This window comes from Microbispora sitophila (genome assembly GCF_014892245.1).
In the GTDB taxonomy this organism is placed as follows: Bacteria; Actinomycetota; Actinomycetes; order Streptosporangiales; family Streptosporangiaceae; genus Microbispora; species Microbispora siamensis.
The window spans coordinates 77,359-92,312 of sequence record NZ_JADBGC010000013.1 but is presented as its reverse complement, the minus strand read 5'-3'; the positions used below and the strand labels follow the sequence as shown (position 1 = coordinate 92,312).

General features: G+C 71.1%; 12 protein-coding genes. 7 read left to right on the top strand and 5 right to left on the bottom strand.

Annotated features, from left to right (window positions below; genetic code table 11):
* The first annotated feature begins 37 nt into the window (after window positions 1-37).
* From IL992_RS24005 to lipB, 6 genes are all read left to right on the top strand, one after another.
* The gene (locus tag IL992_RS24005) at window positions 38-1,078 is read left to right on the top strand and encodes an ABC transporter substrate-binding protein (protein WP_193205633.1); all 1,041 of its coding nucleotides are present in this window, start codon (window positions 38-40) and stop codon (window positions 1,076-1,078) included.
* Between the two features lie 39 nt (window positions 1,079-1,117).
* Window positions 1,118-2,140, top strand: a complete 1,023-nt coding sequence (locus IL992_RS24000; RefSeq protein ID WP_193205632.1) for a FecCD family ABC transporter permease — start codon at window positions 1,118-1,120, stop codon at window positions 2,138-2,140.
* Window positions 2,137-3,201: a FecCD family ABC transporter permease gene (locus IL992_RS23995; RefSeq protein WP_193205631.1), complete on the top strand. Its 1,065-nt coding sequence runs from the start codon at window positions 2,137-2,139 to the stop codon at window positions 3,199-3,201. Before IL992_RS24000 ends, IL992_RS23995 begins: the two co-directional genes overlap by 4 nt.
* On the top strand, window positions 3,198-3,995 hold the full coding sequence (locus IL992_RS23990) for an ABC transporter ATP-binding protein (RefSeq protein WP_193205630.1): 798 nt from the start codon (window positions 3,198-3,200) through the stop codon (window positions 3,993-3,995). Before IL992_RS23995 ends, IL992_RS23990 begins: the two co-directional genes overlap by 4 nt.
* Before the next feature lie 105 nt (window positions 3,996-4,100).
* A complete protein-coding gene (locus tag IL992_RS23985) occupies window positions 4,101-4,316 on the top strand; it encodes a PspC domain-containing protein (RefSeq protein WP_030510798.1) in 216 nt (71 codons plus the stop codon).
* A 55-nt stretch (window positions 4,317-4,371) separates the two neighbouring features.
* Window positions 4,372-5,007 carry a lipoyl(octanoyl) transferase LipB gene (gene lipB / locus IL992_RS23980; RefSeq protein ID WP_204049291.1) on the top strand — a complete coding sequence of 212 codons (636 nt, stop codon included), beginning with the start codon at window positions 4,372-4,374 and terminating at the stop codon, window positions 5,005-5,007.
* 9 nt (window positions 5,008-5,016) lie between these two features.
* On the opposite strand, the gene IL992_RS23975 is transcribed toward lipB, so the two are convergent.
* Genes IL992_RS23975 through IL992_RS23965 form a run of 3 tightly spaced genes read right to left on the bottom strand, consistent with a single transcriptional unit; the run spans window position 5,017 to window position 8,541 of the window.
* Window positions 5,017-6,015 carry a phosphotransferase enzyme family protein gene (locus tag IL992_RS23975; protein WP_319018782.1) on the bottom strand — a complete coding sequence of 333 codons (999 nt, stop codon included), beginning with the start codon at window positions 6,013-6,015 and terminating at the stop codon, window positions 5,017-5,019.
* A 49-nt stretch (window positions 6,016-6,064) separates the two neighbouring features.
* Window positions 6,065-7,612 (bottom strand): amino acid permease, encoded by a 1,548-nt coding sequence (locus IL992_RS23970; RefSeq protein ID WP_193205627.1) that lies wholly within the window; start codon window positions 7,610-7,612, stop codon window positions 6,065-6,067.
* Window positions 7,613-7,623: 11 nt separating this feature from the next.
* Window positions 7,624-8,541, bottom strand: coding sequence for a choline/ethanolamine kinase family protein (locus IL992_RS23965; RefSeq protein WP_193205626.1), 918 nt, complete (start codon window positions 8,539-8,541; stop codon window positions 7,624-7,626).
* Window positions 8,542-8,613: 72 nt separating this feature from the next.
* Between IL992_RS23965 and IL992_RS23960 the strand changes: the two genes are divergently transcribed.
* Window positions 8,614-11,025 (top strand): GcvT family protein, encoded by a 2,412-nt coding sequence (locus IL992_RS23960; RefSeq protein ID WP_193205625.1) that lies wholly within the window; start codon window positions 8,614-8,616, stop codon window positions 11,023-11,025.
* Between the two features lie 158 nt (window positions 11,026-11,183).
* Here IL992_RS23960 and IL992_RS47765 read toward each other — a convergent pair whose 3' ends face one another.
* Both IL992_RS47765 and IL992_RS23945 read right to left on the bottom strand, forming a co-directional pair.
* On the bottom strand, window positions 11,184-13,226 hold the full coding sequence (locus tag IL992_RS47765) for an HNH endonuclease signature motif containing protein (protein ID WP_193205624.1): 2,043 nt from the start codon (window positions 13,224-13,226) through the stop codon (window positions 11,184-11,186).
* Between the two features lie 788 nt (window positions 13,227-14,014).
* Window positions 14,015-14,893: a sugar kinase gene (locus tag IL992_RS23945; RefSeq protein ID WP_193205623.1), complete on the bottom strand. Its 879-nt coding sequence runs from the start codon at window positions 14,891-14,893 to the stop codon at window positions 14,015-14,017.
* Window positions 14,894-14,954: the final 61 nt, after the last annotated feature.

Below are 14,954 nucleotides of genomic sequence, written 5' to 3'. Positions count from 1 at the left end.
AAGGCTTACCTAATAGTGTCTCGGCAGGGAGCCCTGTATGTTTCTCCGGCACCGCGGTATCGGTCTCGGTATCGGCGCCGTCGCGGTCGCACTCTCACTGGCTGCCTGCGGCGCCTCCTCCGGCCCCGGCGCGGACGCGGGCACGCCCGCCGAGGCCGCCAAGAAGGCCGTCGCCAAGGGCGGCAAGGACTTCGGCACCGCCGCGGAGAAGACCGCCGCGATGGGCACCGCCGCCAAACCGGGCGAGTGGCCGCGCACCGTCACCCACGCCATGGGCACGACCGAGATCAAGGCCCCGCCCACGCGGGTCGTCGTCCTGGACGTCGGAGAGCTCGACAACGTCGTGTCCCTGGGCGTCAAGCCGGTCGGCTTCGCGCCCAGCGAGGGGTCTCCCGAACTGCCGTCCTATCTGAAGCAGGACGCCGGCACTCCGAAGAACGTCGGCACCATCAACAACCTCAACCTGGAGGCGATCGCCGGGCTGCGCCCGGATCTGATCCTCGGCAGCCAGTTGCGCGCCGCCGACCAGTACGACGAGCTGTCGAAGATCGCCCCGACCGTGTTCTCCATCCGTCCCGGCTTCACCTGGAAGGAGAACTACCTCCTCAACGCGGCCGCCCTCGACAAGACCGAGGAGGCCAAGGCGAAACTCGCCGAGTACGACCGCAAGGTGAAGGACCTCGGCGCGAAGCTGGGCGACGACAAGCCCGTCGTCTCGATGGTGCGTTTCCTGCCCGACGGCGTGATCCGGCTCTACGCCAACGCCTCCTTCATCGGCACCATCCTCCAGGACGCCGGCATCCCGCGCCCGGCCAACCAGAACATCCCCGACCTCGCCGCGGAGGTGAGCGCGGAGAACATCGACCAGGCGGACGCGGACGTCATCTTCACCGGTGTCTACGGCGATCCGAAGGCCACTGACAAGTCGGCGGTCCAGGGCAATCCGCTGTGGAAGAACCTCAAGGCGGTCAAGGCCGGGCACGCCTACGAGGTCCCGGACGAGACCTGGTATCTCGGCCTCGGTGTCACCGCCGCCATGGAGGTCGTCGGGGATCTGGAGAGGTACCTCGCCGGATAGGCGCACGCGGTCCCTCACCGGCTCCGAGAAAGCGAACGAATGACCCGTGCCACCCGACGCCGCATCGGCCCGACGGCCGGGGGCGCGCTCCTGCTGGCCCTCGCCGGACTGCTGGTCCTCGCCGTGCTGCTCAGCCTCGCGGTGGGCAGCCGCCAGATCGCGCCGAGCGTGGTGGTGGACGCCCTGGTGCACGGCGGCGGCAGCGACGACGCCCAGGTCGTACGGTCGTTGCGGGTGCCGCGCACCCTCATCGGGGTGATGGTCGGCGTCGCCCTCGCCGTGGCCGGCACGGTCATGCAGGGCATCACCCGTAACCCCATCGCCGAGCCCGGCATCCTGGGCGTCAGCCAGGGCGCCTCGGTGGGCGTGGTGTGCGCGATCGCGTTCCTCGGAGTGCATTCGCTGAGCGGTTATGTGTGGTTCGCCTTCGCGGGCGCGGGGATCGCGGCGGTCGCCGTCTACATCATCGCCAGCGGCGGGCGCGGCGGCGCCACCCCGGTCAAGCTCGCCCTGGCCGGCACCGCGATGAACGCCCTGCTCGCCTCCGTGGTCTCCGGCATCGTGACGACCGACGCCGAGGCCCTGGACGAGTTCCGGTTCTGGCATGTCGGCTCGATCAGCGGCCGGAGCGCTGAGATCGCCGGTCAGACCTGGCCGTTCCTCCTCGCGGGGCTGCTGCTGGTCGCCGCGATGGCCCGGGGGCTCGACGCGCTCGCGCTCGGAGAGGACGTGGCCAAGGGGCTCGGCCACAACGTCCCCCTGCTGCGGATCCTCGGAGGTCTCGGCGCCACCGTCCTGACCGGCGTCGCGGTCGCCGCCGCCGGTCCGATCGCCTTCACCGGCCTGGCCGTCCCGCACATCGCGCGAGCGCTCGTGGGCACGGACCACCGCTGGGTCCTTCCCACGGCGGCCCTGCTCGGTCCCGTGATGCTCCTGGTCGCGGACGTCCTCGGCCGCGTCGTCTTCCCGCCCTCGGAGGTGCCGGTGGCCGTCATGACCGCACTGCTCGGCGTACCGTTCCTGATCGCACTGGTACGCAGGAAGGCGGTGGTGGCGGCGTGACCGTGCGCCCCACCGGTTTTTCCGTCCTGCGCGCGGGGCGGGGCAGCTTCCTGCTGCACCGCAGAGCGACCCTCGTCGCCACCGTGCTCGGCGCGGTGCTCGCGGTGACCGCCGTCGTCTATCTGTGCGTCGGTGAGTCCTTCGTCGATCCCAGGGAGGTCGTCCGCGTGCTCTCCTCTGCCTTTAAAGGGGGGCAGCCGAGCCGCGACGAGTTCGTGGTCGGCACCCTGCGGATGCCCCGCCTCGTGGTCGGTCTGCTCGCCGGCGCCGCCTTCGGCGTCGCCGGATCCTTCATCCAGACCGTGGCACGCAACCCGCTCGCCAGTCCGGACGTGATCGGTGTGACACAGGGCGCGGGCGCGGCGACCGTCGCCGCGATGACCTTCGGCGTCACCGCGCACACCACCCTGCCGTACGTCTCGATCCTCGGCGGCCTGGCCGCTGCGGCGCTGGTCTACGTCTTCGCCTGGCGCAGGGGCCTGCACGCCGCCCGCTTCGTGCTCATCGGCATCGGCATCTCGGTGGCCCTCGGCTCCCTGACCCAGCTGTTCCTCACCAAGGGCGACTACCTGGTGGCCCAGCAGGCCAAGGTCTGGCTCACCGGATCGCTCAACGGTCGCGGCTATGACCATGCCCTACCGCTCGCCTCGATCCTGCTCGTGCTGACGCCGGCGCTGCTTTGGGCGGCCCGGGCCCAGCGCACGGTGTCGTTCGACGACGACACGGCGACCGCTCTCGGCGTACGGCTCGGCCGGGTCCGCCTGTGCCTGACCGTCCTCGGCGTCGTCCTGGCATCGGTGGCGACGGCCGCGGCAGGCCCGGTCGACTTCGTCGCGCTGCTCGCCCCGCAGATCGCCCGCCGCCTCACCCGCACCGCACAGATCCCCCTGATCGGCTCCGCGCTGACCGGCGCCCTGATCGTGACCATCGCGGATCTGCTGGCCCGCAAGCTGTTCTCCCCGATCGAGCTGCCGGTCGGCGTGTTCACCGCGGCGGTGGGCGCCCCGTATCTGATGTGGCTGATCGTCCGCACTCGCAGCCGTTCCGGAGGCACCGCATGACCGGCAACCGCCTGAGGGCCGAGGGGCTCGTGCTCACGTACGAGGACCGCACGGTCGTGGACGGCCTCGACCTGGAGATCCCGGACGGGCAGGTCACCGTCATCATCGGGCCCAACGCGTGCGGCAAGTCCACCCTCCTGCGCGCGTTGGGCCGGCTGCTCAAGCCGCGGCGCGGCTCGGTCCTGCTGGACGGCACCGAGCTGGCACGCATCCCCACGAGACGGGTCGCCCAGGAGATCGGGCTGCTGCCGCAGACCCCGGTGCCGCCGGAGGGGATCACGGTCTCCGAACTGGTGACCCGCGGGCGGCAGCCACACCACAAGTGGTGGCAGCAGTGGACGGAGGCGGACGAGAAGGCCGTCGGCGAGGCGATGGACCGCACCGCGACCGGCGATCTCGCGGAGCGGCTGGTCGACGAGCTGTCCGGCGGCCAGCGGCAGCGGGCCTGGATCGCGATGGCCCTCGCCCAGGACACCGACCTCCTGCTGCTTGACGAGCCGACGACATACCTCGACATCGCGCACCAGGTCGAGGTGCTCGACCTGGTCCGGCAGCTCAACCGCGAGCGCGGCCGGACCGTCGTCGTCGTCCTGCACGACCTCAACCAGGCCGCCCGCTACGCCGACCACCTCATCGCCATGAAGGCGGGACGAATCGTCGCCCAGGGCGCACCGAGCGACGTCATCACCGCCGATCTGGTCCACGAGGTCTTCGGGCTCACGTCGGTCGTCGTGCCGGACCCGGTCACGGGCGGCCCGCTGGTCGTACCGGGCGCGCCCTGGCAGCGCGGGTAGGTCCCTGTTACCTCAGGGTCGGGGGATCGGGGTTTTCTCAGGGTTCCTCGTGGAACGTGTCTTCCGACGCCGTCCGTTGAACCGGATGACGAAAGGAGCCGATCGATGTACCGATCGAGGCAGCACAAGATCATCGCTGGCGTCTGCGGGGGGATCGCGGACCGGTACGGCATGTCGCCGACGGTCGTGCGGGTGCTGTTCCTGCTGTCCTGCATCTTGCCGGGTCCGCAGTTCGTGGCCTACCTCATCATGTGGGTGCTGTTCCCCAAGGCCCCGGCCGCTTCCGCCCCGGGCTACGACTACTCGTACGGGCGCAGGTAGGCGGCACGCGGCCGCGCGGGCCCGTTTATGCTCACATCAGGAGAGGTGAGCGATGATGCGGCAACGGCCCCTGACGCTGGTCCAGGACGACCTGGTCGACTACGAGAAGGCCATGGAGCGCATGGCCGCGCTGGTCGAGGAACGGCAGGACGACGCGCGGCCCGACACCTTGTGGCTGCTCAGTCATCCGCCGGTCTTCACGGTCGGCAAGCGGACGCTGGAGACCCACCTGCCCGACCCGTCGGCCGGCATCCCCGTGGTGCCGACGGGTCGCGGCGGCCAGCTCACCTATCACGGGCCCGGGCAGCTCGTCGGCTATCTCATCGTGAAGCTGCGAGACGGCGAGGGCGTGGTCGACTACATCCGCGAGGTCGAGCTGCGGCTGGTCGAGGCGCTGGGCACGCTCGGCGTCCCGGCCGAGCGCCGCGACACCCCGCCCGGATCGGAGCTGCTCACCGGTGTATGGACCCGGGACACCGGGCGGAAGATCGTCTCGATCGGCATGCGGTCGAGCCGGTCGGTCACCAGCCACGGCTTCGCGCTCAACGTGGACGGCGACCTCACGCCGTGGGACCTCGCGGTCCCCTGTGGCATGCCCGACGTGGAGATGACCTCGATCGCCCGCGAGCTCGGACGGGCCTCCATGGAGGAGACCCGCAGAGTCGTCGCGGAGGCGTTCGAGGCCTCCTGACGCCGGCGGTCACAGGGCCCGGGCCGCGCTCTCCAGGCCGCGGGTCACCCGATCCCGCCAGTCGTCGCGGAACATCGGCTGTGCCCGTTCCTGCAACACCCACAGCGTGAGCTGGAGCCGGCGCAACGCCGTGAAGTCCCCGATCGCGTCCTCGTGGCTCGCGGGCAGCGGCCGTACGGCGCGGTATCCCGCGAGCAGGGCGGCACGCAGATCCGCGGCGTGTGGCAGGTGGGCGAGTTCGCTCGCGGTCACGGCCAGGTCGTAGACGAAGTGGCCGTACCCGCAGTCGTCGAAGTCGATGGCGCGGGCCTCGCCGCGGTGGAAGAGATAGTTCTCCTGGTGCAGGTCGCCGTGGATCAGCCCGTAGGCGTCCGGGCCGTGGCCCAGGGCGTCACGGACGCGCCGGACGCGGTCCGTCACCATATGGACGATCTCGGCGCCCGCCGCCGAATGCACCCGCTCCACCAGGCGTGCCGCCTGCTCGGCCTCCTCCTGTGGCGGGGTCGCGGTGCGGCGGCTCAGCTCGGTGACGGCGTCGACGCGTCCCCGGGTGAAACCGGCCGGCACCGTCCACCCGGCGCTGTGCAGGTGCAGGTGAGCGGTGAAGGCGCCCACCCGGCGCAGGTGCGCGGTGGTGAGCGTGGAGTCCAGGAATCGGCCGTCCACCCAGTGGTACAGCACGCAGCTGCGCGCCGCCGGAACCTCCGCGTGCTCGGCCACGGTCAGCAGGTCGCCCGTACGGGTGGGCATCGGTTCGGGGACGGCCAGCGCGGTGTCGCGGCGCAGGGCCCGCAGCCACAGGGCCTCCGACCTGACCATCTCCGGGCTGGGGCCGTCGGGGCGCTGGACGCGGAGCACGTAACGACGGCCGTCCGCGCCGTCCACCCGGAAGGTGGTGTTGAAGCCCTTCGCCATCGCGGTCAGGCGGGCCACCTGCACGTCGTAGGCCGCCAGGGCCGTGCGGGCGAGCGCGGCAAGGCGGCGCGTGCGCCCAGCGTCGTCGATCACCAGACGAGCGTACGGCCCGCCCGGGTGGGGCGGGCCGTACACGGGGAGATCAGGCCACGTGCTCGGGCTCGCCGATATCGTCGACAGTACGGCGGGGCCCGGTGAACCAGTGCTTGGCGGACAGGTGCCACCACAGGGCGATGCCGATGAGTACGGCGCCGACCGCGATGGGGGCGTAGTTCACCGACGTCCAGGTGAAGTCCTTGGTGCCCGGGACGCCCGCGGGGGCGATGGGCAGGATGAAGTAGATCGAGATGATCGCGATCTCGATCACGGCGATCCAGGACAACGCCTTGTACTTGCGGCCGAGGGTCCACGGCCCGGGCTGGAAGGAGTCCCCGGCGCGCAGGCGCAGCCAGATCGGGATGAGGAACGCGAGGTAGAGCCCGATCACCGCGATGGACACCACGGCGAGGAACGCCACGGGGGTCGTCGTGCCCTCGGGCGCGTAGAGCGCGGGCAGCGTGATCAGCAGCGCGACCCCGCAGCCGCCGATGATCGCGTTGACCGGCGTGCGGTTGCGGTCGACCTTCGACCACAGCCGCCAGCCCGGCACCGCGCCGTCCCGGGAGAACGCGTACGTCATCCGCGACATCGAGGTCACGCAGCTCATGCCGCAGAAGAACTGCCCGATCGTAGAGATGCCGAAGACGACGGTGGCGAGGCTGGACGACAGTGACGAGGTGAAGATGGCTCCGACGAAGCCGCCCTCGGCGTCGACGGCGTCCACGTTCGTGGCCGCGAACAGGAACGACAGCAGCAGGATCCAGCCGCCGATCGCGGAGTAGAAGATCGACTGCCACAGGCCCTTGGCCGCGGTGCGGGCCGCGCCGTGGGTCTCCTCCGACACGTGGGCGCAGGCGTCGAAGCCGGTGATCGTGTACTGCGTGAGCAGGAAGCCCAGCGGCAGCACGTACAGCCAGAACGCCGGGCCGGAGTCGCCGTCGCCGAATCCGGAGTGGTTGAACGTCTCGAACAGGAAGCCCACGTTCTGGTGCTTCGACGGGCCGAAGATCAGGATCAGCACGACGGCCGCCGCGCCGAACACGTGCCACCACACCGAGACGTTCTGCAGCAGTGAGATCAGGCGGTGGCTGAAGATGTTGATCAACGCGTGCAGCACCAGGACGATCGCGAACAGCAGGAACGTCTGGCGCAGCGCGTCGCCGTTGGCCCAGGAGTCGCTGAACCGGCCGATCGTGATGTTCAGGAACGTCGCGCAGCCGTAGTCGACCGACGCGGTCACCGCGATCAGGCCGATCAGGTTGAGCCAGCCGGTGAACCAGCCGTGGACCGGCCTGCCCAGCTTCGCGGCCCACCAGTAGATGCCGCCCGCCGTGGGGTACGCGGAGACCAGCTCCGCCATGCAGAACCCGATGATCAGGATGAACGCCGAGATCAGCGGCCAGCCGATGGAGATCGCAAGGGGTCCGCCGTTGTTCCACGCCTGGCTGAAGGTGGTGAAACACCCGGCCAGGATCGAGATGATGGAGAAGGAGATCGCGAAGTTGGAGAACCCGCTCCAGGTGCGGGCCAGTTCCTGCTTGTAGCCGAGTTCCGCCAGTCGTTTGGCGTCGTCGTCGAGGGCTTGCGCCACTGAGGCCTCCTCTAACTGGTGCGGAGTTTCCGGACGCCGTCGAGCAGGCGTCCGAAGCTGGGATCCCCGAGGTCGCGTACGGCTTGGGCGAACTTGTCGGCGGCCTCGGCGGAGTAGTCGAATCCGGGCAGGGCCCCGGAGCGGACCAGCCCCTGGTGGATGACGAACCAGAGGGTCCAGGTGAGGTTGGACATGATCAGATTCAGCCGCACCCGGGGGACGTGCTCGTCGTCGCCGAAATAGGCCCGCGTGAGCCGTACGACCTGGTCGGGGTCGAAATCGGACTCGGCGGCGATGTCCCCCAGCTCGAAACAGGGGTCGTTGTTGCCGGAGAGCTGGTAGTCGACGATCCGGACGCCGTCGCCGGTGGCGATCAGGTTCTCGGCCAGCAGGTCGTTGTGGCAGGGGACTGTGGGAAGCGGTCGCCGGGCCAGCGCCGCCTCCACGTCGGCCACGATGGGCAGCACGTCCTCGTATCCGGCGGGAAGGGCCAGGCCGTGGGCGCGGCACCGCGCCACGAACTCGCGGAGCTTGTCGAAGATCGAGAGGTCGTTGCCGAAGCGGGGGCCGGCGTGCAGGCGGCGGCAGGCGCCCGCCACCTGCTCGATCCGCGCGGCCACGGCCGGGGCGTCGAGGGTGACCCCGTCGACGTACTCCAGGAGGAGGACGCCCGGCAGCACGTGGACGACGCGGGGGCCGATCCCGGACGACGCCGCGGCGACCGTGTTGGCGATCTCCTGGTCGAGCGGGATGCCGAGGCCGGTCTCGGCGATGCGCGGGTCGAGCACCCGCAGGAGCCAGCGGTCGCCGTCCTCGCTGTCGACCCTGGCGATGTGGTGGCTGAGCCCGCCCTTGATCGTCGTGAAGGTCAGCGGCCGCCCGGCCCAGGTCGTGACGAGATCCATTGCGTCTGCGACGGGATCTGGCATGCCCGGCTCCTTTTGGTCTACCTTCAGACCATTGATCCGATTGTCTGGGCCGGGTGTTACAGGACGGTACCGATGTCGCAACTTCCCGCAGACGCCCACGCCGTCGTCATCGGTGGCGGAGTGGCCGGATGCAGCGTCGCCTATCACCTCGCCCGGCTCGGCTGGACCGACGTGATCCTGGTCGAACGGCACGACCTCACCGAGGGCACGACCTGGCACTCCGCCGGCTTCGTCGGCCAGCTCAGGTCCACCGTGACGCAGACCCGGATGATCATGTACTCGGCCGGTCTCTACCCGGAGTTGCGCGAGCTGACCGGGCTCGATCCGGGCTGGCACGGCGTGGGCGGCCTGCGCCTGGCCACCACCCCCGAGCGCATGGAGGAACTGCTGCGCCAGGCCGGGGCCGCCGAGACGTACGGGCTCGCCCTGGAGCTGCTCGACCCCCGGGGCACGCTCGACCGGCTGCCGCTGCTCGAGGTGGGCGACGTCCTCGGGTCGCTGTGGCTGCCCGGAGACGGCTGGCTCGACCCGGCCCGGCTCGGTCACGCCCTGGCCGAGGGCGCCCGCAGGCTCGGCGTACGGATCTTCACCGGCGTGGAGGTCGCCGGCGTCGACGTCCACGACGGCCGCGTGCGTGCCGTACGGCTGCGCGGCGAGGACGGTGAGCACGTCGTGCGCACGGAGACAGTCGTGAACGCGGCGGGGGCGGCGGCCGGGGTGGTCGGCCGCATGGCCGGGGCCGACATCCCGATAGTTCCGATCAAGCACCAGTACGTGGTTACCCCGGCGTCCGGCGTCCCGGCGGACACGCCGACGGTCCGCGACCCGGACAACATCGTGTACTTCCGCGAGGAGGACGGCGGCATCCTCGTCGGCGGCTACATCAGAAGCCCACAGATCTGGGACGTCGACCGGCCTTTGTCCGAGCCCCGGACCCTCTTCACGCCCGACATGCCGAAGTTCCGCGAGTCGTGGGACTCGGCGGTCCGGCGGGTGCCGTCACTGAAGCCGGTCGGGGACGGCGACGACCCGGCGGCGTTCCGCAAGGTCGTGCACGGGCCGGAAGCCTTCACGCCCGACGGGGAGTTCCTGCTGGGGGAGACCGAGGTCGCCGGGCTGTGGGTGGCGGCCGGCTTCTGCGTGCACGGCCTGGCCGCCGCCGGCGGCGTGGGCAAGGTCATGGCCGAGTGGATCGTCGAGGGAGCTCCCGAATATGACGTCTTCGGCATGGACGTGCGCCGTTTCGGCGGCCATGCCCGGTCCGCCCGCTGGGCCCGCGCCAGGGCCCTGGACTCCTACAGCAAGTATTACGACATCGTCTATCCGGGCGAGGAGCGGACCGCCGCCCGGCCGCTGCGCCGTTCGCCCGCCTGGGTGCGGCACGAGGCACTGGGCGCGACCTTCGGTGAGAAGGCCGGTTGGGAGCGGGTCAACTGGTATCCGCCCACGTCCGGGGCTGACGAGGTCCGGCCGAGGGGCTGGGCGGGCCGGGTCTGGTCGCCGGCGATCCGCGAGGAGTGCCTGGCGACGCGGGACGCCGCCGGGCTGTTCGATCAGACGTCCTTCGCCAAGCTGGAAATATCCGGATCTGTCGCTGACCTGGAGCGGCTCGCGGGCAACGCCCTGGACCGGCCGGTCGGCTCGGTCGTCTACACCCAGTTGCTCGACCGGCGCGGCGGCATCGAGGCGGACGTGACCGTGACCCGGCTGGCGGAGGACCGGTTCCGCCTCGTCACCGGCACCGCGTTCGGAGTCCACGACGCCGCGCTGCTGCGCCGCCACGGGCTGTCGGTCGCCGACGTCACCTCCGCCTACGCGTGCTACTGCCTGTGGGGGCCCCGCGCGTACGAGATCCTGGCATCGCTGACGGACGACGACCTGACCTTCGGCTACCTGCGGGCGGCCGAGATCAGCGTGGGGCACGTCCCGGTGCTCGCCCAGCGGGTCACGTTCGTGGGCGAGTTCGGCTGGGAGCTCTACTGCCCGTCCGAGTACGGGCTGACGTTGTGGGACTGTCTCATGGAGGCGGGTCTGCCGCACGGCATGCGACCGGCGGGCTACCGCGCGCTCGACTCGCTGCGGCTGGAGAAGGGCTACCGAGCCTGGGGCCTCGACATCACACCCGAAACCACCCCGCTGGAGGCCGGGCTCGGCTTCGCCGTACGGCCGGAGCGCCGGGCCGCCCTGCCGCGTCCCCGTACGGCGCTGCGCTGTCTGGCGCTGGACGACGAGCGCGACGTCTGCCTGGGCGGCGAGCCCGTCCGGCTGGACGGCCGTCCGGTCTCCCGTGTCACCAGCGGCGGGTTCGGCCACCGGGTCGGCCGCTCGATCGCGTACGCCTACCTGCCATTGGAGGTGCAGCCCGGCGGGCGCGTGGAGATCGGCGTCAACGGCGGTCGCGTGGGCGCCACCGTAGTCCGGGTGTCGCTCTACGACCCGGACGGCTCCCGCACCAAGGCCGAGCCCTGGGCGGCAGCGCAGTAACAGCCGGTGATTCATGGCGTTATGCGCAGCCGTTTGACGTGGCCGGGTCGGTCACTGCGCCGGAAGGAACCTCCGGTCCTCGCGAAGCCCGCTCCGCTCCCTCGCCCCCGACGAGCCCTGTGGACAGCGCACTGGCGACCCTCGCGTCGCCCTGGTCGTCATTCCCGTAGCCGTGTGGCTCCTGGGAGGCGGTGGTAGGTGAAGGCCCAGCGGTCGGTGCCGAGTTTGCGGCGGGTGTAGCGGTCGGGGTGGCGGTAGCGGTCGCGGTTGTGGAACTGGCAGGCCGGTCCGAGGAGTTTCAGGTCGGTCAGGCCGCCGGTGCTCCAGTTGTCGGCGTGGTCGATCTGGCACATGGTGGCCGGGAGTGGGCAGCCGTCGATCCAGCAGGTGGCGTAGCGGGCGAAGACGGCCCGGCGTTGGGCGGGGGTGGCCAGGCGGACCTTGCGGCCCATGTCCAGCACCTGTCCCTCGGTGTTCATCACCAGGCGCACCAGGGTGCTGGTGCGGGCAAGGCGGTGCACGCTGCTGACCGGCAGCATCTGCCCGGTCGCCAGCAACAACCCCGGCGCCGTCCCCGCCGGCACCCCCGGTGACGTCCCGGGCAGCGTCCCTCGCCCGGTTCCCGGCGCTGTTCCCGGCGCTGTTCCCGATGGCGTCCCCGGTGGTGTCCCCGGCTTCGGCCCCGATACGCCCGCCGCCGTTCCCGGCACGCCTGGTTGCGTCTCCGGCTCGGGTCCCGGCATACCCGGCTCCGCTCCTGCCGGTCCCGGTGTCCCCGGTGTCCCGGTCGCGCCGGAGCATCGCGTCTCGCCGCTGCACCCGCACGCGCTCCTGCCGTCCGCCGCATCCTGCTGAGCCTGGCCCTGCTGCTCGCCTCCCTGCTCGTGGCGGCACTGCTCATGGCGGACGTCGCTGTGGTCTTCAGGCGTGCCCTGCCCATGGCGGCAGTGCCCCGCAGGCTGATGCCCGGCGTGGGCGTGATGCGCGGAGGCGTTTTCGGGGGGAGGATCCGGCTGCGCTGTGTGCGAAGGGGGACCGGCGTCTGCCTCGGCCTCGGTGGGGTCGGCGGGGTCGGCAGGACGGCATAGCGCCTCGTCCTGGGCAGGGGCGAGGGCGTCGGTGCTGCCCGCGTCGCCGGGGTCGCCCACCGCACCGAGGGTGTCCATCGCGCCAGGGGTGTCCATCGCGCCGGGGGCGTCCGTCGCTCCGGGGGCGCTGGTGTTGTCGGCGTCGTCGGGGATGGAGTCTTCGACGACGCTGGGGTCGTCGGAGCTTCCGGTGCCACCGGGGGTGCTGGTGTCCTCGCTGTCCGGGCGATCCTCGAGGCCCTCCTCGTCCTCGGTGTCTTCGATGTCTTCCTGGTGGCCGGTGTCGTTCGTGGCGGCGAGGTGGTCGGTGGCGGGGTGGTCTGGGTGGTCGGTGGGGTGGGGGTCGGTGGGGAGGGATTCGGCGTTGACCAGGACCAGGAGTTCGGTGGCGATCTCCTGCTCGAGCAGCGCGATGAACGCATCGGCGTTGCGCACCCGCAGCGGCCGGTCATCGCCCTCCGCCCGCGGCTTGGCATACGCGTCCAAGAGCGTGCGCAGCCGGGCGGCGGCCTCGCGTGGCAGGTGGAATTCCCCCTCCAGCCCGCCGCCCCGGCCGGGGCGCACCCGCAGGAACCGCCGCGCGTAGTCGGCCTGCTCGTCGCGGTCTTCCCCGTCGGGGTCGAGCACCGCGCGCAGGTAGCGGCCAGCCTTGGCGACCTCCGCCGCCCCCGCCTTGCCGGCCAGTTCCACCAGGATCGGCTCGGCCACGCCCGCCTGCTCATCGGTCAACGGGGCGGTGGCGGTGCAGATGGCCTCCACTACTCCCGCCGCCAGATGTCCGGCGGCGAACTTCTCCCGCACCCGGGGCAGACGCGCCAGCTCCACCGCCAAGGTCAGCAGGCGAACCGCCCCCGCCACGCTCATCCCCCCGGCGGTGCGCAGCCAGCTGCGGGTGGAGGCATGCCCATGCCGCTTGGCATGTCCCGCACCATGCACCCGCCGCACCCGATCCGCCAACGCGGAGGTGATCCGATCGCGGACGACCATCAACTCCTCGGCCTCGGCCAGGCAGATGTCCGCATCGTCCGGAAGCGGTATCAGCGCCAACGCCTGCGCCGACTCACGAACAGAGGCCACCAGCACCCACGACGAGCGGGCACGGCGATCACCCACGCCGGAGGAACCCGCGCCGGAGAAATCCGCATCGGGGCTGTCCGTGCTCCCGGCACCGGGTGCGTCGTCGCTAGCGTCCTGGCTCCTGTCTTGGCTCGCGTGCCGCCGCAACTCGGAGTCGAGGATCGGAAAATGCTCGCGGGCGGATGAGCCCTCGGATGACCACAACGGCGAACCGGAGGTCAACCGATCCCACCAGCCATCAGAGCGATTCGAACGACGAGAGTGCGCGGAATCCGAGTCGAACAGATCCATCGCACCTCCTCGCGAAATTCGAAATCTTGTATGAATTCTTTCGCCTCTGTGTGGCAGGTGCAAGCTCACGCGAGAATCTCTTGGAGTCACAGTTGGGGACCGCGGAATCAGGCGGACGGCCACTCCAGCACGCGCAGCTCCGGCCACTGGTGGCGCCACCGGCCGGTGGCTCGTGGGCGCACGCGCCCCCAGCCGGCAGGTGGTCGCGGCGAAGCAGTCGATGGCCGCTTCCATGGACGTGTGCAGGAGCACGGGGGACGCCGGACTTCTGCTGCTACGAGAGGTGGACGCGAGCCTCGTTGCGGGTCTCGCGGCGGCGGGCCGGCGATGAGCTCCGCGCCCGCCCTGATCAGCGCGTCCTCGGCCTCGCACGGCAGGTCGCCGTCATCCCCCCGCTCAGTTGGGCAGTGCCATTGCGGCCGTCCGGCCGAGTACGTCGAGCAGCACCTTGTTGGAGGAGAGAACGGACTTCACGGTGGCGAGCTGTTCGTCCCTCCGGAGGCGGCCCATCACCGCCTCAGGACCACCACTGGTCACGGGGGCAGTTCGCCGCGGGTGGGCAGGCCCTGCCAGGAGCTGTGGCTGGCGACCGCGAAGGCGGCCACGGAGATGCCGCGCTTGAGGCGGTCCGCCGGGTGCAGCCCGTCCAGAATCGCGCTGAGGTAGCCCGCGACGAACGCGCCGCCGACCTCGGAGGGGTCGACCGCCGTCACGGGGGCGGCCTGGGTGTCGTAGCGCAGGCCCTCGACGGTGGCGCTGGCGCCCTTGGCGCCCCGGGTCACGACCAGTTCCGGTGCGGACGCGAGCACGGGCTCCACGAGCATGAGCTCGTCCTGGGTCGCGAAGAGCACGTCGGCCGAGGCGGCGAGTTCGGTGAGCCCCTGCCGGGCCTCCTCGGCGCTCTCCCAGAGGTTCGCGCGGTGGTTGACGTCCACGGAGACGAGCACCCCGGCGTCCCTGGCGAGCTTGACGGCGTGGTGGACGGCGCTCCACGCGAGGCCGCTCAGCCCGAGGGTGACGCCGGTGACGTGCAGGATCCGCGCCGACTGGACCGCCTCACCGGGCACGTCGCCGGTCGACAGGTGCGACCCGGCCGAGCCCTCCCGATAGTGGACGGCGTGCGACGAACGGCCGATGCGCCGCTGGCGGAGGATCAGCCCGGTCGCCGCCGTCTCGTCCACCCGTACGTGGGAGACGTCCACCCCCTCGCCGCGCAGCACGGTCAGCGTGCGCATGCCGAGTTCGTCGGCGCTGACCCGGCCCAGCCAGCTCACCGTGTGGCCGAGCCGGGCCAGGCCGACCGCCGTCGTCAGCTCGGGCCCCTCCACGTCGAGGCGGATGGTCATGTCATGCCGGAGCCGGTCGCCGGAGACGACGCCCAATGCCTCTCCGAGCGTGAAAACCTCGGTCATGCCGTAAGTCCGGGGGATTGCACCCGGAAAGCATGACAGAGCCTGATCCGCCGGGGAAAGC